Genomic DNA, 23678 nt, shown 5'->3' on the forward strand with positions numbered 1-23678 from the left:
GGACCCCGCCCGGGCGAGCGCGTCGCCGTACGCGCCGCCGACCGCTCCCGGGAAGACCTCACCGTGAAGACCAACGCCGCCCCGCAGGACCGCCGGCCGTCGCAGCCGGCACCGCAGAGCACCGTCCCGTCGCCGATCGAGGCCGCGCTGCCCCTCACCCCACTGCAGGAGGGCATGCTCTTCCACGCCCTGTACGACCCCGAGGGCGCGGACGTCTACACCATCCAGGCCCCCTTCGAACTGACCGGCCGCCTCGACGCCGACGCGCTCAGGGCCGCGTGCGCGGACACGCTCGCCCGGCAGAGCGCGCTGCGGGCCGGTTTCCGTGAGCGTCCCGGCGGGCAGCCCGTGCAGCTGGTCCGCCGCACCGCGACCGTGTCCTGGACCGCGCTGGACCTCGCCGGCGAGGAGGAGTCCGTACGCGTCGGGAAGCTGGTCGCCTTCCTGGAGGACGAGCGGCGCCGCCGCTTCGACATGGCGGACCCGCCGCTGATCCGGTTCGCGCTCGTCCGGCTCGCCCCGGACCGGCACGCCTTCGTGCTGACGTACCATCACATCCTGCTCGACGGCTGGTCGTTGCCGCTGGTGCTGGAGGACCTGTTCACCCGGTACCACCACCACACCGCGGGCGACGGCACGGTCACCGGCGCCCCCCTCACCCCCCTCACCGACTACCTGCGCTGGCTGTCCCGGCAGGACCGGCCCGCCGCCGAGCGGGCCTGGAGCGAGGCGCTGGCCGGACTGGCCGGGCCGACGCTCGTCGCGCCCGGCGCCGCCGAGACCGGCGGGGGGACGCTGCCCGGACTGGTCCGCGTGACCCTGCCCGAGGACACCAGCCGCGCGCTGGAGGACGCCGCCCGCCGGCACGGCCTCACCCTCAACACGGTCGTCCAGGGCGCCTGGGCGCTGCTGCTGGCGCTGCTCACCGGGCGCGACGACGTGGTGTTCGGGCAGACCGTGCACGGCCGCCCGGCCGGCCTTCCCGGCGCCGACCGCGTCGTGGGCCTGCTGATGAACACCGTCCCCGTGCGGGTGCGGATCGACCCCGCGGAACCGCTGTCCGCGCTCTTCGCGCGGATCCAGGACGAGCAGCTCGCCCTCGCCCCGCACCAGCACCTCGGTCTGACCGACGTACGGCGCCTGGCCGGCCACGGGCCGCTGTTCGACACCGCGACCAGCTTCGGCGACACGCCCCTGGGCTGGGACGCCCTGCGTGACGCCGTCCCCGGCCTGCGCGTCGCCCCCCTGCTGGAGGCTGGCACGGAGGCCGGGGAGAGCGGGCCCGCCGACGGGCCCGGCGGGCATTCCGGAGGGCATTCCGGCGGGCAGGAGATCACCGGCGCGACGCACTACCCGTTGAGCCTCGTCGCCCTCGCCGGGCCCCGGCTGAGTCTCCATCTCAGCCACCGCCGGGACCTGTTCGACGACGACCGAATGCAACTCATCGGCTCACGCCTGCGGTTGCTGCTCGAAGGCTTCGCGCAGGACCCGGCGGCCCCCGTCGCCCGGCTGCCCCTGCTGAGCGCCCCGGAGCGCCGGAAGACGCTCGACGAGTGGGGCCGCGGCAGCGGAACGGTCCCCGAACCGGCCTCGCCGGCCCGGCGGTTCGCGGAGCAGGCGCGCGCCACCCCGGACGCCCCGGCCGTGACCGGCGCCGGACGCACCCTCACCTACCGGCAGTTGGCGGACGCCGCCGGCCGGCTGGCCCGGTTGCTGACCGAACGGGGCGTCACCCGCGGCGACCTGGTCGCCGTCGTCCTCCCGCGCGGCACCGACCTGATCGTGGCCCTGCTCGCCGCGCTGAAGGCCGGCGCCGGGTACGTGCCGGTCGACCCCGGCCACCCGGCGGAGCGCATCGCCTTCCTGCTCGACGACGCCGCGCCCGCCGCCGTCGTCTGCGCCGACGCCGGCCACCCCGCCCTCGCCGGCCGTCCGGCACCGGTCCCGCTCGGCGACCCGGCCGTACGGGCGGCCCTGGCGGCGTTCGACGGGCCCGCCCCGGACGTCGAGGTGCGGCCCGGCGACACCGCCTACGTGATCTACACCTCCGGCTCCACCGGCCGCCCCAAGGGCGTGGTCGTCGAGCACCGCACGGTCGACGGCTACCTCGCCTTCGCCCGTGCCGCCTACCCCGGACTGGGGGACCGGGCGCTGGTGCACTCGCCGCCGTCGTTCGACCTCACCGTCACCGGCATTCTCGGCCCCCTGACCGCGGGCGGCCTGGTCCAGGTCGTCGACCTGGACGACGTCGACGCCCCGGCCGGCGCCGGGACCCGGCCGCCCGCCTTCGTCAAGGCCACCCCCAGCCATCTGCCGGTGCTCGAAGCCTCCTCCGACTGGTACTCGCCCACCGGACAACTCGTCCTGGGCGGCGAACAGCTGACCGGCGAGTCGCTCGCCGGGTGGCGTGCGCGCCACCCCGACGTGACGGTCGTGAACGAGTACGGCCCCACCGAAGCGACCGTCGGCTGCATGGAGTACCGCCTCGAGCCCGGCGACCCGCTGCCCCGGGGCGCGGTGCCCATCGGCGGCCCCGTGCCCGCCGCGCGGCTGTACGTCCTCGACCCCTGGCTGCGCCCCCTCCCGCCGGACGTCCCGGGCGAGCTGTACATCGGCGGTGACGTCCTGGCCCGGGGCTACCACCGCCGGCCCCGCCTCACCGCGGCCCGCTTCGTCGCCGATCCGTTCGGCGGGCCGGGCGCCAGGATGTACCGCACCGGCGACCTCGTCCGGTGGCGGCCCGACGGCACCATGGTCTACGTCGGGCGCACCGACGACCAGGTCAAGATCCGCGGCCACCGGATCGAACTCGGCGAGGTCGAGGCCGTGATCGGCGCCGACCCCGCCGTCGCCCGGGCCGCCGCGGCCGTGCGCGAGGACCGGCGCGGCACCCCTCGCCTGGTGGCGTACGTGGTGCCCGGCGCCGGAAGCGACGTCTCCGGCCTGGCCGACCGCGTCGCCGCACGGCTGCCCGCCTACATGGTGCCCTCGGCCTTCGTCCCGTTGACCGGGCTCCCGCTCACCCCCAACGGCAAGGTCGACCGCGCGGCACTCCCCGCGCCCGAGGACACCTCGCGGCCGGAGCCGGTGTCGGGGCCGGGTGCGGGTGTGGCGTCGTCGTTGGCGGGTCTGTTCGGGCAGGTGCTGGGGCTGGAGGCGGTGGGGGTCGAGGACGACTTCTTCGGTCTGGGTGGTGATTCGATCACGGTGATCCAGTTGGTGGCGCGGGCGCGTGAGGCGGGGGTGCGGCTGACGCCGAAGCTGGTGTTCACGCACCGTACGGCCGCCGCTCTGGCCGCTTCCGTGGCGGACGCGGCACCCGAGGACACCCGGCGGCCGGAGCCGGTGTCGGGGCCGGGTGCGGGTGTGGCGTCGTCGTTGGCGGGTCTGTTCGGGCAGGTGCTGGGGCTGGAGGCGGTGGGGGTCGAGGACGACTTCTTCGGTCTGGGTGGTGATTCGATCACGGTGATCCAGTTGGTGGCGCGGGCGCGTGAGGCGGGGGTGCGGCTGACGCCGAAGCTGGTGTTCACGCACCGTACGGCCGCGGCCCTGGCCGCTTCCGTGGCGGACGCCGCGCCCGCGAGGACGGAGCCCGAGCCGGCGCCCGAACCGGAGCGCCGGGCCGCCGGTCCGCGGCCCGGCCCGGCCACCGTGGTCCCCGCCACGCCCCTGATGCGGCGCCTGCACGAACACGGCGGCGGCTACGACGCCTTCCACCAGTCGACCCTGCTGCGCGTCCCGCCCGGCCTCGGCACCGACCGGCTGCGCACCGCCGTGGACGCCGTCCTGGCCCGCCACGAGGCACTGCGCGGACGGCTGGGCGAGGACGGGTCCCTCGCCGTGGACCCCACCCCGGCAAGCGCGCCGCCGGACACCGTACGGCGGGTCGACGTCTCGGCCCCGGACGACGCGGAACTGCGGCGCCGGATCGCCGCCCGCGCCGCGGAGGACGCCGACGCCCTCGCCCCGCGCGACGGCGCCATGCTGCGCGTCACCTGGTTCGACGCGGGGGAGGGGCGCCCCGGCCGGCTGCTCGTCACCGTCCACCACCTCGCCGTCGACGCGGTGTCCTGGCACATCCTGCTCACGGACCTGCACACCGCCTGGCACGCCGCCGCCTCCGGCGGCCCCGTGCGGCTCGACCCCGTACCGCTGCCGCTCGCCGAGTGGAGCGGCGCCCTGCACCGGGCGGCGCACGGAGCGGACGTGCTCGCCGAACTCCCGCACTGGCGGCGGACCCTGGACGCCGGCGGCCTCGCCCTGACCGACGCGCGCCTGTCGCCCTCCCGGGACATCCACGCCACGGCCGGCGCGTTGCGCCGCACCCTGCCCGAGGAGCTGACCGCGCAACTGCTCGCCACGGCGTCCGCCGCGCTCGGCGCCCGTACCGACGAGGTGCTGCTCACCGCCCTCGCCCTCGCCGTGGCCGCCCGGAACCGCCCGGAGCCCGGCGGCACCTCCGTCGTGATCGACGTCGAGGGACACGGCCGCGAGCCGCTCGGGCAGGAGGCCGACCTGTCGGAGACCGTCGGCTGGCTCACCTCCCTGTACCCCGTTCGCCTGGACCCGGGCATCCCCGACTGGAGCCCCGAGGGCGCCGACCCCGCGTCCGACGACCGGCTCGGCGAGGCCGTGCGCCGGGTCACGGCCCAGCTCGGCCGGGTGCCGGGTCGCGGCCTCGGCTACGGCCTGCTGCGCCGTCTCAACTCGGCGACGGCGGCCGGACTGGCCACCCTCCCGGCACCCCAGCTCTGCTTCAACTACCTGGGCCGGCAGCGCGGTCCGGCCTCCGCCGACGAGGACTGGAGCCTCGCTCCCGAGTCCGGCGTCCTGCCGCTCGGCGCCGATCCGCGGATGCCGCTGACCCATGTCGTCGAGGTCAACGCCGCGGTCGAGGAAGGCCCGGCGGGTCCCCGGCTCGTCGCCCACTGGCGGTGGGCCCGGCGCCTGCTGACCGACTCCGAGGCCGGGGAACTGGCGGACCTGTGGTGCGCGGCGCTGCGCGCCCTCGTCGTCCACGGCACCGCGCGGCCGGCCCGTACCGCGCGGGAGGACGCCGCCGAGCGTGCCCGGCTCGCTGCCCGCGTCGGACGCCCCGTCGAGCGGCTGCTGCCGATGACGCCCACCCAGGAGGGACTCCTCTTCCACGCCCGCTACGACAGCGCCGACCTGGACGTCTACACCGTGCAGATCGCGATGGAGACTCGGGGCACGCTGGACGTGGAACGGTTCCGGCGGGCCTGCGACGCCCTGCTCGGCCGCCACCCGGCACTCCGTGCCGCCTTCCTCCAGCGGAGTTCGGGCGAGCCGGTGCAGGCCGTGGCGGAACACGTCCGGATGCCGTGGCGGGTCCACGACCTGACCGGGCTGGACGGTCCGGAGCAGGACACCCGCCGCACCGAGCTGCTGGACGCCGACCGGCACCGCCGCTTCGACCCCGCCGTGCCGCCGCTGATGCGCTGCACCGTGCTCGCGCTCGCCGGGGACCGGCACGAACTGGTGCTGAGCATGCACCATCTGCTCGCCGACGGCTGGTCCACGTCCCTGCTGCTGCGGGACCTGCTGGCGCTCTTCGACGGCGACGGGGACGCCGGGGCCCTGCCCGCCCCCGGCAGCCACCACGCTCACCTGCGCCGGCTCGCCGCGCAGGACCGGGACGCGGCCCGCGCCGCCTGGAGCGCGGCCCTGGCCGGCCTGCCCGGGCCCACCCTGGTGAGCCCGGGCCGCGACACCGCCCGCGTGAGGGCCCTGCCGAGCGCCCTCACCGTCGAGCTGTCCGAGACGGACACCACCGCCCTGCTCGACGCGGCCCGCGGCCACGGCGTCACGCCCAACACCCTGGTCCGCGCCGTGTGGGCGCTGTGCCTGCACGACCTGACCGGGCAGCGGGACGTGCTCTTCGGCGCCGTGGTCTCCGGCCGGGACGCCGATCTGCCGGACGTCGCCGAAACGGTCGGGATGCTGGTCAACACCGTGCCGGTCCGGGTGCGCCTCGACCCGGACGAGCCCGTCGCGGACCTGCTGAGCCGTCTGCAGGGCGAGCAGGCCGTACTGCTGCCCCACCACCATCTCGCCCTGGCCGAGGTGCAGCGGACCGTGGGACGGGGCCCGCTGTTCGACAGCTGCGTGGTCTTCGAGAACTTCCCCCTGGCCCAGGGCCTGCCGGGCCCCGAGGACGGTCTGCGCCTGGCCGGGCTGACGGGACACGACCCGTACCACTACCCGCTCAAGCTCATGGTCGCGCCCGGCAGCAGGTTCCGGCTGGAGATCGGCCACCGCGCCGACCTCCTCGACGAGGGGACCGCCGAGCGGGCCGCCGCCCGGCTGCGCGAGCTGCTGACCGCCCTGCCGCAGGAGCTCACCGCCCCGACCGGGCGTTTCCTCCGCCACCACGCCGCCTCCGCCGCCTCGCCGGACGCCGACGGCCGGCGCCTGTGCGAACTGGCGGCCGAAGTCCTCGGGCGGAGGGCCGTCGGCGCCGACGACGACCTGTTCGACCTCGGCTGCGACTCGCTGACCGCGCTGCGCCTGACCGGCCGTATCGAGGCCGAACTGGGCACCGGCCTCGACGTCTCGGCCGTGTTCCGCCACCGCACACCCAGAGCCCTCGCCGCCGCGCTCGCCGCACGACGGGCCGGCGCCGGGACCGCACCCACCGGGAGAACGACATGACCAACCCCTTCGACAACGAGGACGGCACCTTCCACGTGCTCGTCAACGGCGAACGCCAGCACTGCCTGTGGCCCGCCTTCGCCCTGGTGCCGCCCGGCTGGGACGTCGTCCTGGCCGACAGCGACCGGCAGACCTGCCTCGACCACATCGAGCGGAACTGGACCGACATGCGTCCGGCGAGCCTCACCGACGCCTGACGGTCACCTCCGGCGCACACCCCCGCGCCGCCGTTCACCTCCTGCCGCCCACCCGGCCGCCGCAACCCCCCGGCGCACACGCCGCCGCCCGCCGCCGCACCCCCCGGCGCACACCCTCCCGCCGGCGCACGGCCCGTACTCCCCGCCCCGCCCTCACAGACAGGTGACCGCACCCATGCCGAACGACTCCGTGGTCGTCAACTCCTGGAACGAATGGGACCCTCTCGAGGAGATGGTCGTCGGCTCGGCCGACAACGCCTGCTTCGAGCCCACCGAGCCCGGCAGCCGGCCCGCCGTCCGCAACGCCCCCGGAACGCCCTTCCCGACCGGCCCGAAGTCCAAGGAGGCGATCGACCTCGCCAACGAGGAACTCGACGGGCTCGTCCGCCTCCTGACGTCGCAGGGCGTCACGGTCCGCCGCCCCTCCCCGCACGACTTCTCCCGGCCGCTGGCCACTCCCGACTTCGAGGTCGCGAACCAGTACTGCTCGGTCTGCCCGCGCGATGTGATGATCACCCTGGGCAATGAGATCATCGAGGCCCCCATGTCGCGCCGGGCCCGCTACTTCGAGTACCAGCCCTACCGCGAACTGGTCTACGCGTACTGGAACGCCGACCCGCGCGTGCTGTGGACCACCGCCCCCAAGCCCTCGATGGCCGACGGCATGTACCGCGAGGACTTCTGGGACTGGCCGCTCGAGCGGCGGCACGAGCGCATGCACGCCTTCGAGTTCTGCGTCACCCAGAACGAGGTCGTCTTCGACGCCGCCGACATGAGCCGCCTCGGCCGGGACATCCTCGTCCAGGAGTCGATGACCACCAACCGGGCCGGTATCCGCTGGCTCAGGCAGCACCTGGAACCGCGCGGCTTCCGCGTCCACACCGTGCACTTCCCGCTGGACTTCTTCCCCTCCCACATCGACTGCACCTTCGTGCCGCTGCGCCCCGGCCTGATCCTCACCAACCCCGAGCGGCCGCTGCGCGAGGGCGAGGAGAAGATGTTCCTCGCCAACGACTGGGAGCTGGTCGACGCCCCGCAGCCGGTGCTGACCAATGACGACATGCCGCAGTACTGCCAGTCCTCCAAGTGGCTGTCCATGAACGTGCTCAGCATCTCGCCCACCAAGGTCGTCTGCGAGGAGAACGAGAAACCCCTCCAGGACCTGCTGGCCGCCCTCGGCTTCGAGGTCCTCACGGTGCCCTTCCGGCACGTCTTCGAATACGGCGGCTCCCTGCACTGCGCCACCTGGGACGTCCGCCGCACCGGCACCCGCGAGGACTACTTCCCCCGCCTCGACTACACCCCTCTGGTCTGACACCGCGCGGCCGTCCGGATCCGGGGCGCGGGAACGTCCGCCCGGCCCCGGACGGCCGGGACGGACCTCCCGGCACGGGGCCCCCTTTCCGGGCCAACCCTGCTGCACTTAATATGCAATAGCGATATTGAGGCAACAGGGATGTGAGGTTCGATGACGACCCGACGCGTACGGGGAGCGGCGGCCGCCGTGGCGCTGGCCGGAGCGGTCACCGCCTGCTCGGCGCCGGGCAGCGGCGGCGCGGACGGCGGCGAGGCCGCCGAGTCCGTGGTGATCGGTGTCTCCACCGAACCGGACACCCTCAGCCCGCTCCTCGGCTACGGCAAGGACGGCAACTCCAAGATCTTCGACGGCCTCCTCGCCCGGAACGCCGACCTGAGCCTGAAGCCCGCGCTGGCGAAGGCGCTCCCCGAGATCACCGACGGCGGCCGCACCTACACGTACACCCTGCGCGACGGCGTGAAGTTCAGCGACGGGGAGCCGCTGACCGCCGACGACGTGGTGTTCACGTACGAGACGGTCCTGGACGACAGGACCAACAACACCGCCAAGAGTGAACTGGACGCGATCAAGGAGGTCAAGGCGGACGGCGACGGCAAGGTCGTCTTCACCCTCGACTACCCCTACGCGGCCTTCGCCGCCCGCACGGTCCTGCCCATCGTCCCCGAGCACGTCGCCGGCGGGCAGGACCCCAACACCGGCGCCTTCAACACGAAGCCGGTCGGCACCGGACCGTACGTCCTGGCCGGCTGGAGCAAGGGCGAGAAGCTCACCTTCAAGGCCAATCCGGACTACTGGGGCGGCGCGCCGAAGGTGAAGAAACTCACCATGGCGATCATCGCCGACGACGACGTCCGCGCCACCCGGCTGCGCTCCGGCGACCTCGACGGCGCGACCCTCCCGCCGAACCTCGCCGCCACCTTCAAGAGCGACGACGACAAGAAGACCTACCGGGCCACGTCGTACGACTTCCGCGCCGTCACCCTCCCCACCGGCAACCCGGTCGCCGGCGACACCGCGATCCGCCGCGCACTCGACCTCGCCGTGGACCGGAAGGCCATGGTCGACAAGATCCTCGACGGCGCCGGCCGCCCCGCCTACGGCCCCCTGCCGGTCGACGACGCCTGGTTCGCCAAGGACGTCGAGCGCTCCCGGGACCTCGCCGAGGCCGGGCGCGTACTGGACGGGGCCGGCTGGAAGCCCGGCAAGGACGGCATCCGCGCCAAGGACGGCCGCCCCGCCCGCTTCACCCTGTACTACCCCTCCGGCGACAAGGTCCGCCAGGACCACGCCCTCGCCTACGCCTCCGACGCCAAGAAGGCCGGCATCGACGTGAAGGTGGAGAGCGCCACCTGGGAGGTCATCGAACCCCGGATGAAGCAGGACGCCGTCCTCGCCGGCTTCGGCAGCGTCGGCGACCCCGACTTCGGCCTCTACACCCTGCTGCACTCCTCGCTCGCCGGGGACGGCTTCAACAACATGGCCGGCTACGACAACCCGGCCGCCGACGAGGCCCTCGAGACCGGCCGGCGCAGCCAGGACCCCAAGGCCCGCAAGGCCGCCTACGACGACCTCCAGCGCGAACTCGTCAAGAACCCCGGCTACACCTTCCTCACCCACATCGACCACCTGTACGTCCTCTCCGACCGCTGGAAGGACCTCACCACCCAGACCGAACCGCACGAGCACGGCTTCGCCAGCGGCCCCTGGTGGAACGTCGAGGACTGGCAGCCCAAGGCATGACACGCGCGCCCTGGGGAGCGATGGCGCGGCTCACGGCACGGCGTGCCCTCTACGCCGTGCCGGTGCTCCTCGTCGTCACCTTCGGCGTGTTCGCCGTGGCCGCCGCATCCCCCTTCGACCCCGTCAAGGCGTACGCGGGCACCGCCGCCCTCGGCGCCGACCAGGAGACCCTGGACCGGCTGCGGGAGAACCTCGGCGTGGACCGGCCCTTCACCGTCCGCTGGTGGGACTGGCTGACCTCCGCGCTCGGCGGCGACCTCGGCCAGTCCACGGTCATGCGCCAGCCGGTGGCCGAGGTCATCGGCGAACGCCTGGTCTGGTCGGCGCTGCTGTGCGCCGCCGCGTTCGCCGTCGCCGTGCTGCTCGGCACCGTGCTCGGCGTCCTCGCCGCCCGCCGCCCCGGCTCCCTCCTCGACCGCACGGTCACCTCCCTCGCGTACTCCCTGGAAGCGGCCCCGGTCTTCTGGATCGCGCTGCTCGCGGTCTGGCTCTTCGCTCTGGAGCTGGACGTGCTCCCGGCCGGCGGTCTCACCGACACCGGCAGCGACCACGTCACCTTCGGCCAGGTCACGAGCCACCTGATCCTGCCCGCCGGTGTCCTCGCCGTCTCCCAGCTGCCCTGGTTCACCCTGTACGTCCGTCAGGGCGTCGGCGACGCCCTCGCGGAGGACCCCGTACGCGGAGCCAGGGCCCGCGGCCTGAGCGAGCGCACCGTCCTGCTCGGCCACGCGCTGCGCTCCGGACTCCTGCCCGTGCTCACCCTGATCGGCTCCCGCGTCCCCGAACTGATCACCGGCGCCCTGCTGGTGGAGAGCGTCTTCAGCTGGCCCGGCATAGCCGCGGCCACCGTGGAGGCGGCCACCGCCGTCGACTTCCCGCTGCTGGCCGCGCTCACCACCCTCGCCACCGCCGCCGTCCTCGCCGGGAACCTGCTCGCCGACCTGCTCTACGGACTGATCGACCCGAGGGTGAAGCTGAATGAGATGTGACTGGCATGGCTGACACCACCGTCGAGAAGACGAACCCCGCCGGCCGGACGAACCCCACCGGGCAGCCGGCCCCGGTGGAGTGGCGCTCGCACGGCACCGCCCGCCGCTCCACCCACACCCTGCGCCTGCGCGTCTCCGCCGCCCTGGTCGCGGTGACAGCCCTCGCGGTCCTGCTGGTACCGCCCCTGGTCCAGCTCGACCAGCAGGCCGTCGACCTCGCCGCCAAACTCCTCCCCCCGAGCTGGGACCACCCCTTCGGCACCGACGACGTGGGCCGCGACCTGCTGCTGCGCTGCGTCTACGGGCTGAGGGTGTCGCTGCTGGTGGGCCTGGTGGCCGCGCTCGCCGCCACCGTGATCGGCACCGCCGTCGGCGCCGCCGCCGGCGCGCTCGGCGGCTGGGCCGACCGCCTGATCATGCGTGTGGTCGACACCCTCTCCTCCGTGCCGCACCTGCTGCTCGGCATCTTCATCGTCGCCATGTTCCGGCCCGGCGTGTGGCCGGTGGTGATCTCCGTCGCCCTCACCCACTGGCTGTCCACCGCCCGCATCGTGCGCGCCGAGGTCCTCTCGCTGCGCTCCCGCCCCTACATCGACGCGGCCGTCTCCGGCGGCGCGTCCCGCCGGCGGGTCACCGTCCGCCACCTCCTGCCCGGCGTACTGCCGCAGGCCGGCCTCGCCGCCGTCCTGATGGTCCCGCACGCCATGTGGCACGAGTCGGCCCTGTCCTTCCTCGGCCTCGGCCTGCCCACCCACACCGCCAGCCTCGGCACCCTCATCGAGGGCGCCCGCGGCTCCCTGCTCGCCGGGCAGTGGTGGCCCACCCTCTTCCCCGGCCTGTTCCTGATCATCCCCACCCTCGCCATCGCCGGCCTCGCCGGTGTCTGGCGGGAACGGATCAACCCCCGCCGCCGATCGGAGCTGATGCTGTGACCGAGCGACCTCCCGTGCTGGCGGTCCGCGGACTGTCCGTGCGTTTCCTGCTGCCCGGCGGGCGCCGCGTCGCCGCCGTCACCGACGCGCACTTCGACGTGGCGCCGGGGGAGTGCCTGGCCCTGATCGGCGAGAGCGGCTGCGGCAAGTCCGTGCTGGCCTCCGCCCTGCTCGGCCTCCTCCCGGCCAACGCCCAGACCGCGGGCAGCGCCCTCCTCGGCGACCTCGACCTGCTCACCGCGGGCGAACGCACCCTCGCCCGCACCGTACGCGGGCGCCGTATCGGGCTCATCCCGCAGAGCCCCGCCGCCCACCTCACCCCGGTGCGCACGATCCGCTCCCAGATGGAGGAGACGGTCGCCCAGCTCACCGGCGAGCGGGACCGTGCCGCCCTGCGCCCGGCCGCCGAACGGGCCGCCGCACGCGCCGAGTTCCCCACCGACCACCTCGACCGCCACCCGCACGAACTCTCCGGCGGCCTCGCCCAGCGAGCCGCCACGGCCCTCGCCCTGATCGGCGACGCCCCCCTGCTCCTGGCCGACGAACCCACCACCGGACTGGACCGCGACCTCGTGGACCGCACCGTCGACGAGCTGCGCCGCCACGTCGACGCCGACCGGGCGCTGCTGATGATCACCCATGACCTGGCGGCGGCGGAACGCATCGCCGACCGCGTGGCCGTCATGTACGCGGGCCGCATCGTCGAACTGACCGAGGCGGACGCCTTCTTCGGCGCCCCCGGCCCCCGCCACCCCTACAGCCGGGGCCTGCTGGAGGCCCTGCCCGACCGGTCCTTCACCCCCGTCCCCGGACTGCCCCCCGAACTCGGCAGCCTCCCCGCCGGCTGCGCCTTCGCGCCCCGCTGCGACCGCGCCACGGACACCTGCGCGACCCTCCCGCCCTTCACGGGTTCGGTCGCCTGCCACCACCCGGTCCCGGCCCGCACCCCGGAGGGCATCAGTGCTTGAGCTGCGCGCCGTCACCGCCGGCTACGACCACCGCGCCCCCGTCGTACGCGACGCGAGCCTCACCGTCACCCCCGGCGAGGCCGTGGGCCTGCTGGGCCCCAGCGGCTGCGGCAAGTCCACCCTCGCGAGAGTCGCCGCGCTCCTCCACCGCCCCGACTCCGGGACGGTCGTCCTCGACGGCACCACCGTCCACCACTACCGCCACCGCGCTCCCCGCGAGCAGCGCACCGCCATCGGCGTCGTCTTCCAGCAGCCCCGCCTCTCCGCCGACCCCCGGCTGCGCCTCAGCGACCTGATCGCGGAACCCCTGCGCGCGACCGGCCGGCGCGCCGCGGCCCCCGCCCGCGTGGCCGAACTCGCCGAGACCGTCGGGCTGACCCCGGACCTGCTCACCCGCCGCCCCCACGAGGTCAGCGACGGCCAGCTCCAGCGCGCCTGCCTCGCCCGCGCACTGGTGCTGCGCCCCCGGTGGCTCATCTGCGACGAGATGACCGCGATGCTGGACGCCTCGACGACGGCCGCGCTGGTCCGTGTGGTGGAGGACTACCGCACGGCCACGGGAGCCGGGCTCCTGGCGGTGGGCCACGACCAGGTCCTCCTCGACCGTTGGTGCGACCGTACGGTCCACTGGGACACGGTGACGCCCCACTGGGACACGGTGACGCCGAAGACGCTCGTGTGAACGCGGGGGCGGCAGCGCGACGGGCACGGCCCGGGGCCGGACGGCCCCGGGCCGTGCCCGGTCCGTACGAGGTGACGCCGCTCCGTCAGCCCTCGGGGTACTCCTCGGAGAACTCCTCGTCCCCGAACTCCTCCGCCCCGAGCATGATGCCGCCGAGCACCCCCTCCATGATCTCGTCGATGCGCACCTCGGTGGCACCCGCCGGCGCCGTGGCCTTCTCGCCCTTGCCCACGCGGAGCACCAGCGCGAGCTTCTTGACCTTCGCCGTCTCCGCCAGCTTGGCCAGGTCCACGGACACCTCGGTCAGTTCGCCGTTCTTCAGCGTGAAGTCGGCGGTGACCTTCTCGTTCGGCGCGTCCTTGAAGTCCTTGGCGGTGGGCAGTTCGCCGCCGCCCGGCAGCTCCTTCTGCAACGGCGCGAGCGTGCCGACCAGTTCGGTCAGCAGCGTACGGAAGGGCGCCGTGGCCTTGATGTGCTCGGTGCCGTCCGAGCCGCCGGAGGTCTTGAAGTCGACCTCCTCCGCGATGACCTGGCGCAGCGCCTTCGTCAGCTTCTTCTGCGTCTTGGCGTCGAGCGTGGGCTCCGCGGCGGGTGTCTGCGCACCGGCGTCCTCCGCCCCGCCGAACTGCTCGCCGGTCTCCTTCAGCTCCTTCGTGGAGACCTTCAGCCACTCACCGGCGAGGAGCTTCTTGAACGCCCCCGCGCTGTCGGGCAGTTCGTCGGCCGACGGCATGGGGCTGCCCGACGCCTTCCCGAGCGCCTCCCCGTCGACGCGGACGTAGGTGTAGTCGCCGACCAGCCGGTACTCGAACAGGTCGCCGTCCGGGCCGCTGACCTTCATCGCCATGGCGTCGAAGTCCTTCTCACCGGACTTCTCCAGGGGCTTCTTCGACTGCACGGAGAAGGAGATCCGCGCGCCGCTGAGCAGCTCGGCGGCCTCGTCGGGCATCTCCTCGCCCGGCTCCGCCATTTCGGCGTCCAGCGCCTTCAGCGACGCGAGGTCGGTGTCCAGGTCCAGCTCGAACGAGAGCGAACGCTCCTCACCGAGCTTGTCGAACGCCTTGTCCAGCTTCTGCCCGGCGGACAGGTTCTCCACGGTGCCGCAGGCGGCGGAACCGGCCAGTACCGCGGTGACGACGGCGGTGGCGGTCAGGGTCTTGCGTATGGCGGAAATGACAGTCTCCTCATGCATGCGACCAGGTCGGTCACCGAGGGAGACCGACGAAAGGCTCGAACGGTTGTACGTCGCAGGGCACATGAGCCGGGTGTGCGGCGAACGTCACATCAGATGGGCTCGGAATGGGCATATCTGAAAACATGTCTGCACATGCGACGGCTTCGCCCGGAGTGCAGGTGTGTTCCCTGAAGCGGGACACTCCGCAGTCGATCCCGGCGAACAGCCCCTACACGGTCATCCGGTTCCCGTTCGGGGCCGCCGAGTCCACCGACCGCTTCGCCATGCACCAGGTCGACCAGCCGGACGGCTACACCGTCACGAACTGGGACACCGACGACCGCTCCGGGCTGATATGGCCCAGCGTCGCCGGCTGGGGCACCCTGTACGCCATGATCCAGTGGGAGTCGGGAGGCTACGACGAACTGCGGGACCAGTTCGTCCGGGACCCGCTCGGTCTCACCTCGTCGCCCAACGACACGACGGCGACGGAACACCGGCCGCCCAGCCCCGGCATGCAGTGCTGGACGAAGCACTGGGGCATCTTCGTCGACCCGGCCGTCCCGCTCGCCCTGCGCGCCACCCACGACGCCGGCGTGGCGCGGAACATCGTCCTGGCGGAGTTCAAACTCGTCGTCCACCAGGCCGCCTGACGACCCGCGCGACACACCCGCACCCACCGGGAGGGGCCGGACGTCCCCGGACGACGGGCCCCTCTTCACATACGGTGCGTGAGTGCTCTCCACGACCCTCCCCCCGTCCCCCCGGCTGGCCGGTCTGACCCCCGCGCGGCTGTCGCCCGGGTACTTCGCCCTCGTCATGGCCACGGGCATCCTCTCCGTCGGCTGCCAGCTGCGCGGCTGGACCCCGCCGGCCCGCGCCCTCCTCGTCCTCACCGCCGTCGAGTACGCCCTGCTGGTCGTCCTCACCGTCTGGCGCTTCGCCGCGCACCGCCGGGCGCTCGCCGCGGACGCCCACGACACCCGCAAGGCCTTCCTGTTCTTCACCTTCGTGGCGGGCACCGACGTCTTCGCCGTCGGCCTGGCCGGCCAGGGCCACTACCTCCCCGCCACCGTCCTCCTCGTGGTCGCCGCGCTCACCTGGCTGGTCCTCGGCTACACCATCCCCTGGGCGGCGGTCCTGGGCCGCAGAGAACGCCCGGTCATCGCCGCCGCCAACGGGACCTGGTTCGTGTGGGTGGTCGCCAGCCAGTCGGTCGCCGTGGCCGCCGCGACCCTGGAGCCCCACTACGAGGCCGCCCGCCAGGGCCTCGCCGTCGTCGCGGTGTTCTCCTGGTCGGTCGGCTGCGTCCTCTACGCCGCCTCCGCCATCTTCGTCTCGCTCCGCCTGATGCTCTACCCCCTCGAACCGCGCGAACTCGACCCGCCCTACTGGGTCTCCATGGGCGCGGTCGCCATCACCGTGGTCGCGGGCGCGCGCATCGTGGAGATGGAGAGCGCGCCCATGGTCGACGCGGTGCGCGGCCTGGTGGCCGGCATGTCGGTCGTCTTCTGGTGCTTCGCGACCTGGCTCATCCCCGTCCTGGTCGCGGTCGGCATCTGGCGCCACTGGGTCCACCGGGTGCCCCTCACCTACGAGCCCACCTGGTGGAGCATCGTCTTCCCCCTCGGCATGTACGCCGTCGCCGGCATGTACCTCGGGCGCGCCGACGACCTGCCCATCGTGGAATGGATCGGCCAGGCCTGGCTCTGGGTCGCCCTCACCGCCTGGGCCGCCGTCCTCCTTGCCATGCTGCACAGCCTGATCACCACCGGGGCGCGGGAGCCGGAACGGGCCTGACCGGCTCGGAGTCAGGCATGGACGAAAGTCAGCAGGCGATCGACTTCCGGCCGATCCCCCCGCCGGCCCGCGCGCCGTTGACTGATCGCATGACGACCCAGGTGTCCGAACCGACCGCTGTCGCCACGCGTGCTCTCGCTCCCGACCTGGCGCGCGGCTTCATGCTGCTGTTCATCGCGCTGGCCAACGCGCACTACTTCCTCCGGGGCCCCGCGGTGCTCGGCGGCTACCCGCGGGACGGCTCACCCTCCGACTCCGTCGTGATCTGGCTGATCTCGACCTTCGTCGACGGCCGGGCGTTCCCCATGTTCGGGCTGCTGTTCGGATACGGCGTCGCCCACATCGTGCGCCGGCAGGAGACCCGCGAGCCGCGGGCGGTACGGCGACTGCTGTGGCGGCGCAGCCTGGTACTGGTCGTCGTCGGCTTCCTGCACGCGGTGCTGCTCTACGTCGGCGACATCCTGGCGGCGTACGGCGTGCTGCTGTTCGTGGGCGCGTGGATGGTCCGCTGGACGGACCGCCGGCTGCTGCTGACCGCGCTGCTCTTCTTCGTACTCGTCTCCCTGCCGAGCGGCGACTCGTCGACCATCAGCGCCGACCCGCCGGACGGCTCGATGCTCCCCACGGACCTCCTCACGATGGTCACCGAGCGGGTGCGGGTGGCGCCCCTGGTCGCGTTGCTCGGGCCGCTCGGGTTCATATGTCCGTTCGCGGTCGGACTGTGGGCGGGACGCCGGCGGATCCTGGAGCGGCCCGAACGGTACCGGACCCTGCTGCGCGTCACGGCCTGGGTCGGGATCGGCGCCGCCGTGCTCGGCGCCCAGCCGGTCGCGCTGATGCTCTCCGGCGTCACGGCCGTCCCGGCCCCGGGGACACTGGAACTGATCGGCCCCCTGCACGACTCGACCGGCACCCTGGGAGGCTTCGGATACGCGGCCCTGGTGTCCCTGCTGGCCCGCCGGCTCGAACTCCGGCGGGGAACGGTGGTGGACGCGATCGCCGCCGTCGGCCAGCGGTCGATGACCTGTTACCTGGCGCAGTCGGTGATCTGGGCGCTCGTCTTCACACCCTTCCTTCTCGACCTCTCCGCGACCCTGACCGTCACCACCACGGCCCTCCTGTCCCTCACCACCTGGACGGCGACGGTCCTGCTGGCCCACCGCATGCACCGAGCGGGCCGACGCGGCCCGTTCGAGGTCCTGGTCCGCCGCGTCACCTACCGACGCCCGACCTGATCCGGCCGTGCCCATGAGCTGCGCGTGCACGGATGAAGCGGATACGCGATGTTTACGCTGGAGCGTTATGACGGACAATGCCGCTTCACCGGTCGGCCCCCTGGTCACCGGCTCCGAGATCGCTCGGCTGGCCGGAGTCACTCGGGCCGCCGTCTCCAACTGGCGCCGCCGCTACGAAGACTTCCCCACGCCGACGGGAGGCGCGGCGAACAGTCCGCTCTACGCACTCACAGAGGTCCAGGCCTGGCTGGACAAGCAGCGCAAGGGCCAGGAGGTCTCACCCGACGTCGAATTGTGGCAGTCCATGCGGGCCGCGTACGCGGAGCAGATGCTGACGGGCCTCGCCGACGTGGCCGGACTCCTGGCCGGAGAGGACGAGCCGGGTCCGCCGGACGACGTCGCCACCCGGGTACGCGAGCTGATCCGGACCGAGGCGGCCGTGGACGTCGTGAACGGATTGACGGAACGTTTCATGGACTCGGCCCGGCGCTCGGGTTCGGATCAGGTGACGCCCGAACGCGTGCTGCGCGCGGTGTGCCATTTCGCTCCGGAACTGCCGTCCGGCGCCACGGTCTTCGATCCGGCCTGCGGCACCGGAGTGCTGCTTCTGTCGGTCGCCGCCGATGACGGAACGCGATGCTGCGGTCAGGAGGCCGATGCCGACAGCGCTCGTTTCGCACAGCTCCGTGCCGAGCTGCTCGGGCGGTCGCGTGTGCGCATCGTGGAGGGCGATTCCCTGCGCGCGGACCAGTGGCCCGACCTCAAGGCGGACCTGGTCGTCTGCGACCCGCCGGCGGGCGTGACCGAGTGGGGGCGGGAGGAACTGCTGCTCGACTCCCGCTGGGAGCTCGGCACCCCGTCCAAGGCCGAGGGCGAACTGGCCTGGCTCCAGCACGCCTACGCGCACACCAACCCCGGTGGCCAGGTCCTCATGGTCATGCCGGCCTCGGTCGCCTACCGCAAGGCGGGCCGGCGCATTCGGGCGGAACTCGTTCGCCGGGGCGTCGTGCATCAAGTGGTCGCCCTGCCGCCGGGAACGGCGACCTCGCACGCCTTGCCCGTGCACCTGTGGTGCCTGCGGCGCCCCGCGAGCACGGGAACCGCCGACACGAACCACACCGTGCGCATGGTCGACCTGACCGACAACAGCCTCGACGGAAGTCTGGAGCCGCGCTCCGATCAGGTGGCGGACGTGTCGCTGATCGAGCTCCTCGACGACACCGTCGACCTGACGCCCGGCAGCCACATGCGGGCGCGACACCGGGACTATCCCGGTGAGTACGCTGCCCTGCGGAAGGAGTTGGCGGCGGAGATCGGCCGCCTCGCCGCACTTCTGCCCCAGCTCGTACCCGGGGGCGGGCCGGGTTCACTGGACGGAGCCACCACCAGCGTCGCGGATCTCGCCCGGGCCGGGCTGGTCGCGTACGACGGTCCGGAACCGGTCTCGGCCAGCGACCAGCTCGACACGGACTATCTGCAAGGGTTCCTGCGCAGTTCCGTCAACGCCCGCCGGTCCACCAGTGCCAGCGGTACCCACCGGGGTGTCGTCCTGCGGCATGGGTGACCTTCCGGGAGAGGGCGACGCCTGCGTCGAACGAGCTACGCCAGAAGGGTACGTTGGCACTGTCAACAGAGCTTGTTGTGCTCGCGTCGCTGCGCCGGTCCGCTGTGCCGGGAGGTGGTCGATGTGGATCGAGTGACACACGGTGCCGTGATTCGGCTATACCGTTCTGCTGGGACGTCAGACGCAGGCTGACGTGGGGATGAGTTGGGGGGACGATGATCGACTATCGCAAGGCGCCGAACGTTCCGGTCTGGACGCTGGCGACACGCGATGTTCAGGTGCCGGCGGTGCTCGGGAGCGGGCCCATGACGGCCGAGCGGCTGGTTGAACTGCGCGGCGTGCTGGCCGCGTTGGCCGACCAGCCGATCGCCACGCTGGAGGCGCACCCGCTGCCCGACAAGCTCGACCGCGGCCGGGGCATCTCGCTCGATGCCGCGAGTCCGCTGGCGCAGCACCTGTCGCAGCTCATCACCGAGTCGGCGAAGACGTCCGCCGCGGCGGCCAAGGCGACGGCGTCGGGCGAGATTCTGTGCCGCGTGGTGGTCCCGTCTAAGGTCGCCGCCGAGCTCGGACAAGGGCTGGTTCGCTGGATGGAGCCGAAGGGGGCGACGGGCGGGTTCTACGGCACCCTCGTGAATTCGGCGACGGGTCAGATCGTTGCCAAGCCGACGCTTGTGCAGGTCAGTGGAGCGGCAGCGGCGGGCACGGTCGGTGGCGCGGGCGCGACCGCCGGCGCCGCGGCTGCGGGGGGAACGGCGCTCACCGTGGCCGCACCGCTTGTCCTCATGGCGGTGGCCGTCGGGGTGAGCGCGCACGCCGACCGCAAGCGGCAGGAGGCCATCGAGCACATCACGGACCTTCTGGAGCAGCTCCAGGCCGACAAGCTCGACGACGAGCACAGTGCACTCAACGGCTGCCGTCCCGCCATCGACAAGGCCACGGCCATCCTGCTCGACCAGGGCAAGCTCGGTGTCTCGCTGGGCCTCGACTCGGCGGTGCACGCCATCGACACGGCACTGAGCAAGGCCGACATCCGTCTCGCCCGTTGGCGGAGCGCGCTCGACAAGCTTCCCGCAGGCGAGCCTGTCGAGATCAGCACGCTGAGCGAGGCGTTCCCCGGCGTGGACGACCAGGGCGGCATGTTCCGCACCCACGTCGAACTGGCGTCGCTGGCCATGGCGTTGAAGCGGCGCGTCAACGTCCTCCAGGCGGTCGAGCGAGCCCAGAGCGAGCCCGACAACCTGTTCGAGAACTTCGTCCGCGCCCTCAAGGACGACGAGCGGCGTCTCGACGAGTTGGAGTCGGGCATTGCCGAAGTGCTGGTGCGCCTGTCGACGCTGGAGCTGGCACGCCCGAGCAGCAAGCGCCCCGTCCTCACGAACGGTGAGGTCGACCGGCTCCTGCGCGTGGCGTATCGGCTCCGCCGCCTGGGCGACGGCGTCGCACTCAACGGCCGCCCGACAGACGTGGCGATCGAGATCGCCCGTGACCGGGACGGCTCGGTGGTGGTGTTCCCCGCGCTGCCCGCGGAGGCGTAGGCGCGCGGGCTCCGGCTTTCCTCGGCCGACGCCGTCACGCATCGACCGGTGTCGTCAGCACCGCCCGGACCGTCTTGCCGGTGGGTGGGTAGGGGACGGTGTCCCAGTGGTCGGTGAGTGCGGTGACGAGGGTCAGGCCGCGCCCGGAGGTGCTGAGCGGGTCGGGTTCGGTGCCCGCGGGGAGGGAGCGCGGGCCCAGGTCCCCGCGGGCGTCGCTGACTTCGACACGGAGGCAGCCGGCCGCAGGGTCGAAGGCGAGCGTGAGGCGGAAGCAGCGGCCGGGGACGCGGCCGTGGAGTACGGCGTTGGCGGCCAGCTCCCCGACGACGAGTTCGGCACGCTCCGTGAGGTCCTGCGAGGTGCCCCAGGCGCGTAGTTCGGTCACCGTGAGGAGCCGGGCGAGCCGGGCGCCGCGCCGTGTGGACGACAGCAACTGCGTGAAGGTGCCGGTGGGGGAGGTGACGTGGGGCTGTGTCGCGTGGTTCATGACGCCAGAGTGATGGCCCGACGCGAGCGGGGTCGAGTGCCGCGCCCCGTACGCGGAGTGACCGTACGGAGGCGGAGAGGTAGATTTTCCGGGAGCGTTCGCTGCCCGAGCCGCGTGCGGTCACGGCGGGGATGAGTGCCGGGTCTGCTCTACGCGCAGGGGCAGGACAGTTCGGGCGTCGCGCGGTTCGGGGAGCACGTCACCACGGCCAGGGAGAGGTACGAGGGGCGTTCGAGGTAGTGGCCGTACGAGATGTCGGCGCCCGCGCGCAGGCGTTCGGCGGCGGCGTCCACCAGCCGGGTCAGGCGCGCGGTGTCCCGGTCGTGCTCCGCGGCGAACCGCGGGGCGTACTCGGCCAGGCGCTCGCCCAGCCAGGTCGCCGCCTCCTTCGCGTCCTCCCAGGTGCCCCTCACCAGCGAGCGCGGTTTGACGAGCCAGTACGCCGTCTCCAGGGGCGGGAGGTCCGACGTGCGGAACTCTGCGGCCACCAAGCGGTAGCGGTCGATCAGTTCCGGCCTGCTTCCGGGCGGGGGCGGATCGGGGTGCGGGGGCCGCCGCAGGGCCTCGTCGTCGAAGCGTGCCTTCGGGCCGGTCCAGAGGTAGGCGTGGTGGTGCACGTGCTGCTCCCGTTGCGAGGAGCGCCGGCGACCGGACGCGGGGAGGAACCCGGTCCGGCCGGCGGCGGGGAGGGGAGGGGGAGGGTCAGGCGCCGAGGCCGAAGCGCGCCGGGTCGATACCGGCGGCGTCCAGCTCCTCGGTGGTGAACCGCAGCGGCTGCGCGTCCGGCCGCTTGCTGTCGCCGAGGGCCCAGGCGTCCTCACCGATCCGGGCCAGCATCACGCACCCCTCGGTGCAGGGGCCGCCGCACGCCTTGGTGAACGAGGCCCCGCTGATGTCGAGCGCGTAGAGGTTGGTTCCGTTCTGCATCTCTGCACCTTCCAGCTCGTCTGACGCGGCCAGGTCCGGCCGCCGCCGCCCGTGGTGGGCGGGAGTGCACGGGAGGGGAGGTGGCCGCCCGGTCGTTTCCGCAGGTGAGCGGTGGACGCGAGCGGTTTCTCCCGGCTCTCCGTGATCTCAGGGTGGCGGTCGGACGGGGGCGGGGGCGAGTGTGGCACCCCGTACGGTGAGTCAGCGTACGGACACGAAGAGTGGACGGTACGTCTGATGATCCGTCAGTCTGGAGGTGGACGCGGGCGGCGCGAGGAGCCGTCGTGGTGCGCGGTACGGAGGAGAGGAAAGGGGCGGCGGATGGACGTGGTCGGGGTCGAGGGGGAGGCGGCCGGGAGCGCCGGCGGTGCGCGGGCGGTTCCGGCGGGGGAGTGGGAGCGGGAGCCGCATCCGTCGGACAGCCTGCGGACGTTCGGGGCCGTCGTCCAGGCGTTGCGCGAGCACGCGGGGCTGAGCCGGGTCGACCTGGGAGCCCGGGTCCAGTACTCCAAGCACACGGTGGAGTCGGTGGAGTTGGGGCGGCGGATGCCGGACGAAGCGTTCGTGGAGCGGGCGGAGGAGGCCCTGGGCAATACGGGTGCGCTGCGGAAGGCCGCGCGGCATCTGACGCGGGGGGAGGCCGGGTTGGCGGCGTGGTTCCGGCGGTGGGCTCGGCTGGAGCGGGAGGCGGTGAGCCTGTGCACGTACGAGTGCCGGTTGGTTCCGGGGTTGTTGCAGTCGGAGGCGTATGCCAGGGCGGTGTTCGAGGGCACGATCCCGCTGCGGACGGACGAGGAGCTGGAGGTGCAGCTCGCCGCGCGGATGGAGCGGCAGGTGATGATGCGAGAGCGGCCGACGGTGCCGTTCAGCTTCATCGTCGAGGAGCACGTGTTCCGGCGGGGGTTCGGGGATACGGAGGCGATGCGCGAGCTGGTGGACCATGTCCTTGAGCTCACCGCCCCGCGTAACGTGACGCTTCAGGTGGTGCCGCTGGAGGCTCGGTTGCACGCGTGTCTGGATGGGCCCCTCCAGATCCTGGAGACCTCGGAGGGGCGGCGGCTCGGGTACTCCGAGGGGCAGCAGAACGGTCGGCTGATCTCCGACCCGAAAGAGATGATTCTGCTCTGCCAACGCTATGACACACTGCGCTCGCAGGCCCTGAACCCGACAGAATCCCGGGACCTGCTGGAGCGACTGCGAGGAGAGCTATGAGCAGCGGTATGTCGGAACTCGCCTGGTTCAAGTCCAGCTACAGCGGCAGCCAGGGCGACAGCTGCGTGGAGGTCGCGATCGCCGAACAGGCCGTCCACGTACGGGACTCCAAGGATGTGACCCGCCCGGCGTTCGCCATCGGCCGTGAAGGCTGGGGGCAGTTCGTACGGTTCGCGTCGGAGCGCTGAGTCACTCGGGTTGGGCCGTCCGTCGCGGTGCGCGGTGGACGGCCCTGCCTGTCGA

At 73.0% G+C, this 23678-nt stretch carries 19 protein-coding genes; 15 read left to right on the forward strand and 4 right to left on the reverse strand.

The window, feature by feature from the left end:
- Positions 1-63: 63 nt before the first annotated feature.
- The 8 genes from ACZ434_RS10520 to ACZ434_RS10555 all read left to right on the forward strand — a co-directional run bounded on the left by ACZ434_RS10520 (position 64) and on the right by ACZ434_RS10555 (position 13498).
- Positions 64-6672 (forward strand): amino acid adenylation domain-containing protein, encoded by a 6609-nt coding sequence (locus tag ACZ434_RS10520; RefSeq protein WP_468453911.1) that lies wholly within the window; start codon positions 64-66, stop codon positions 6670-6672.
- On the forward strand, positions 6669-6869 hold the full coding sequence (locus ACZ434_RS10525; protein WP_468453913.1) for an MbtH family protein: 201 nt from the start codon (positions 6669-6671) through the stop codon (positions 6867-6869). The genes ACZ434_RS10520 and ACZ434_RS10525 overlap by 4 nt, the downstream gene beginning before the upstream one ends.
- Before the next feature lie 175 nt (positions 6870-7044).
- On the forward strand, positions 7045-8184 hold the full coding sequence (locus tag ACZ434_RS10530; RefSeq protein WP_468453915.1) for a glycine amidinotransferase: 1140 nt from the start codon (positions 7045-7047) through the stop codon (positions 8182-8184).
- Between the two features lie 153 nt (positions 8185-8337).
- Positions 8338-9927, forward strand: a complete 1590-nt coding sequence (locus ACZ434_RS10535) for an ABC transporter substrate-binding protein (RefSeq protein ID WP_468453917.1) — start codon at positions 8338-8340, stop codon at positions 9925-9927.
- 20 nt (positions 9928-9947) lie between these two features.
- Positions 9948-10916 carry an ABC transporter permease gene (locus tag ACZ434_RS10540; protein WP_468454517.1) on the forward strand — a complete coding sequence of 323 codons (969 nt, stop codon included), beginning with the start codon at positions 9948-9950 and terminating at the stop codon, positions 10914-10916.
- A 5-nt stretch (positions 10917-10921) separates the two neighbouring features.
- Entirely contained in the window at positions 10922-11848 is a 927-nt protein-coding gene (locus ACZ434_RS10545) for an ABC transporter permease (protein ID WP_468453919.1), read from the forward strand.
- Positions 11845-12816 (forward strand): ABC transporter ATP-binding protein, encoded by a 972-nt coding sequence (locus tag ACZ434_RS10550; protein ID WP_468453921.1) that lies wholly within the window; start codon positions 11845-11847, stop codon positions 12814-12816. The genes ACZ434_RS10545 and ACZ434_RS10550 overlap by 4 nt, the downstream gene beginning before the upstream one ends.
- Complete coding sequence (locus ACZ434_RS10555; RefSeq protein WP_468453923.1) at positions 12809-13498, forward strand: ABC transporter ATP-binding protein; 690 nt, start codon at positions 12809-12811, stop codon at positions 13496-13498. Before ACZ434_RS10550 ends, ACZ434_RS10555 begins: the two co-directional genes overlap by 8 nt.
- 85 nt (positions 13499-13583) lie before the next feature.
- On the opposite strand, the gene ACZ434_RS10560 is transcribed toward ACZ434_RS10555, so the two are convergent.
- Positions 13584-14690 carry a hypothetical protein gene (locus tag ACZ434_RS10560; RefSeq protein ID WP_468453925.1) on the reverse strand — a complete coding sequence of 369 codons (1107 nt, stop codon included), beginning with the start codon at positions 14688-14690 and terminating at the stop codon, positions 13584-13586.
- Positions 14691-14815: 125 nt separating this feature from the next.
- Here ACZ434_RS10560 and ACZ434_RS10565 point away from each other — a divergent pair, with 125 nt between their 5' ends.
- The 5 genes from ACZ434_RS10565 to ACZ434_RS10585 all read left to right on the forward strand — a co-directional run bounded on the left by ACZ434_RS10565 (position 14816) and on the right by ACZ434_RS10585 (position 20809).
- Positions 14816-15325, forward strand: a complete 510-nt coding sequence (locus ACZ434_RS10565; protein WP_468453927.1) for a hypothetical protein — start codon at positions 14816-14818, stop codon at positions 15323-15325.
- An 82-nt stretch (positions 15326-15407) separates the two neighbouring features.
- Positions 15408-16472, forward strand: a complete 1065-nt coding sequence (locus ACZ434_RS10570) for a tellurite resistance/C4-dicarboxylate transporter family protein (protein ID WP_468453929.1) — start codon at positions 15408-15410, stop codon at positions 16470-16472.
- A gap of 89 nt (positions 16473-16561) precedes the next feature.
- The gene (locus tag ACZ434_RS10575) at positions 16562-17707 is read left to right on the forward strand and encodes a DUF418 domain-containing protein (protein WP_468453931.1); all 1146 of its coding nucleotides are present in this window, start codon (positions 16562-16564) and stop codon (positions 17705-17707) included.
- A 67-nt stretch (positions 17708-17774) separates the two neighbouring features.
- Positions 17775-19271 (forward strand): HsdM family class I SAM-dependent methyltransferase, encoded by a 1497-nt coding sequence (locus tag ACZ434_RS10580; RefSeq protein WP_468453933.1) that lies wholly within the window; start codon positions 17775-17777, stop codon positions 19269-19271.
- Positions 19272-19486: 215 nt separating this feature from the next.
- The gene (locus ACZ434_RS10585; protein ID WP_468453935.1) at positions 19487-20809 is read left to right on the forward strand and encodes a hypothetical protein; all 1323 of its coding nucleotides are present in this window, start codon (positions 19487-19489) and stop codon (positions 20807-20809) included.
- A gap of 34 nt (positions 20810-20843) precedes the next feature.
- On the opposite strand, the gene ACZ434_RS10590 is transcribed toward ACZ434_RS10585, so the two are convergent.
- From ACZ434_RS10590 to ACZ434_RS10600, 3 genes are all read right to left on the reverse strand, one after another.
- Positions 20844-21296 carry an ATP-binding protein gene (locus tag ACZ434_RS10590; RefSeq protein WP_468453937.1) on the reverse strand — a complete coding sequence of 151 codons (453 nt, stop codon included), beginning with the start codon at positions 21294-21296 and terminating at the stop codon, positions 20844-20846.
- Between the two features lie 149 nt (positions 21297-21445).
- Positions 21446-21913: a hypothetical protein gene (locus tag ACZ434_RS10595; protein WP_468453939.1), complete on the reverse strand. Its 468-nt coding sequence runs from the start codon at positions 21911-21913 to the stop codon at positions 21446-21448.
- Between the two features lie 85 nt (positions 21914-21998).
- A complete protein-coding gene (locus tag ACZ434_RS10600) occupies positions 21999-22223 on the reverse strand; it encodes a DUF397 domain-containing protein (protein WP_468453941.1) in 225 nt (74 codons plus the stop codon).
- Between the two features lie 321 nt (positions 22224-22544).
- Between ACZ434_RS10600 and ACZ434_RS10605 the strand changes: the two genes are divergently transcribed.
- Entirely contained in the window at positions 22545-23435 is an 891-nt protein-coding gene (locus ACZ434_RS10605) for a helix-turn-helix domain-containing protein (RefSeq protein WP_468453943.1), read from the forward strand.
- Positions 23432-23623, forward strand: coding sequence for a DUF397 domain-containing protein (locus ACZ434_RS10610; RefSeq protein ID WP_468453945.1), 192 nt, complete (start codon positions 23432-23434; stop codon positions 23621-23623). Before ACZ434_RS10605 ends, ACZ434_RS10610 begins: the two co-directional genes overlap by 4 nt.
- The last annotated feature ends 55 nt before the right edge of the window (positions 23624-23678 follow it).

It is taken from the genome of Streptomyces sp. NPDC030893 (genome assembly GCF_055571535.1).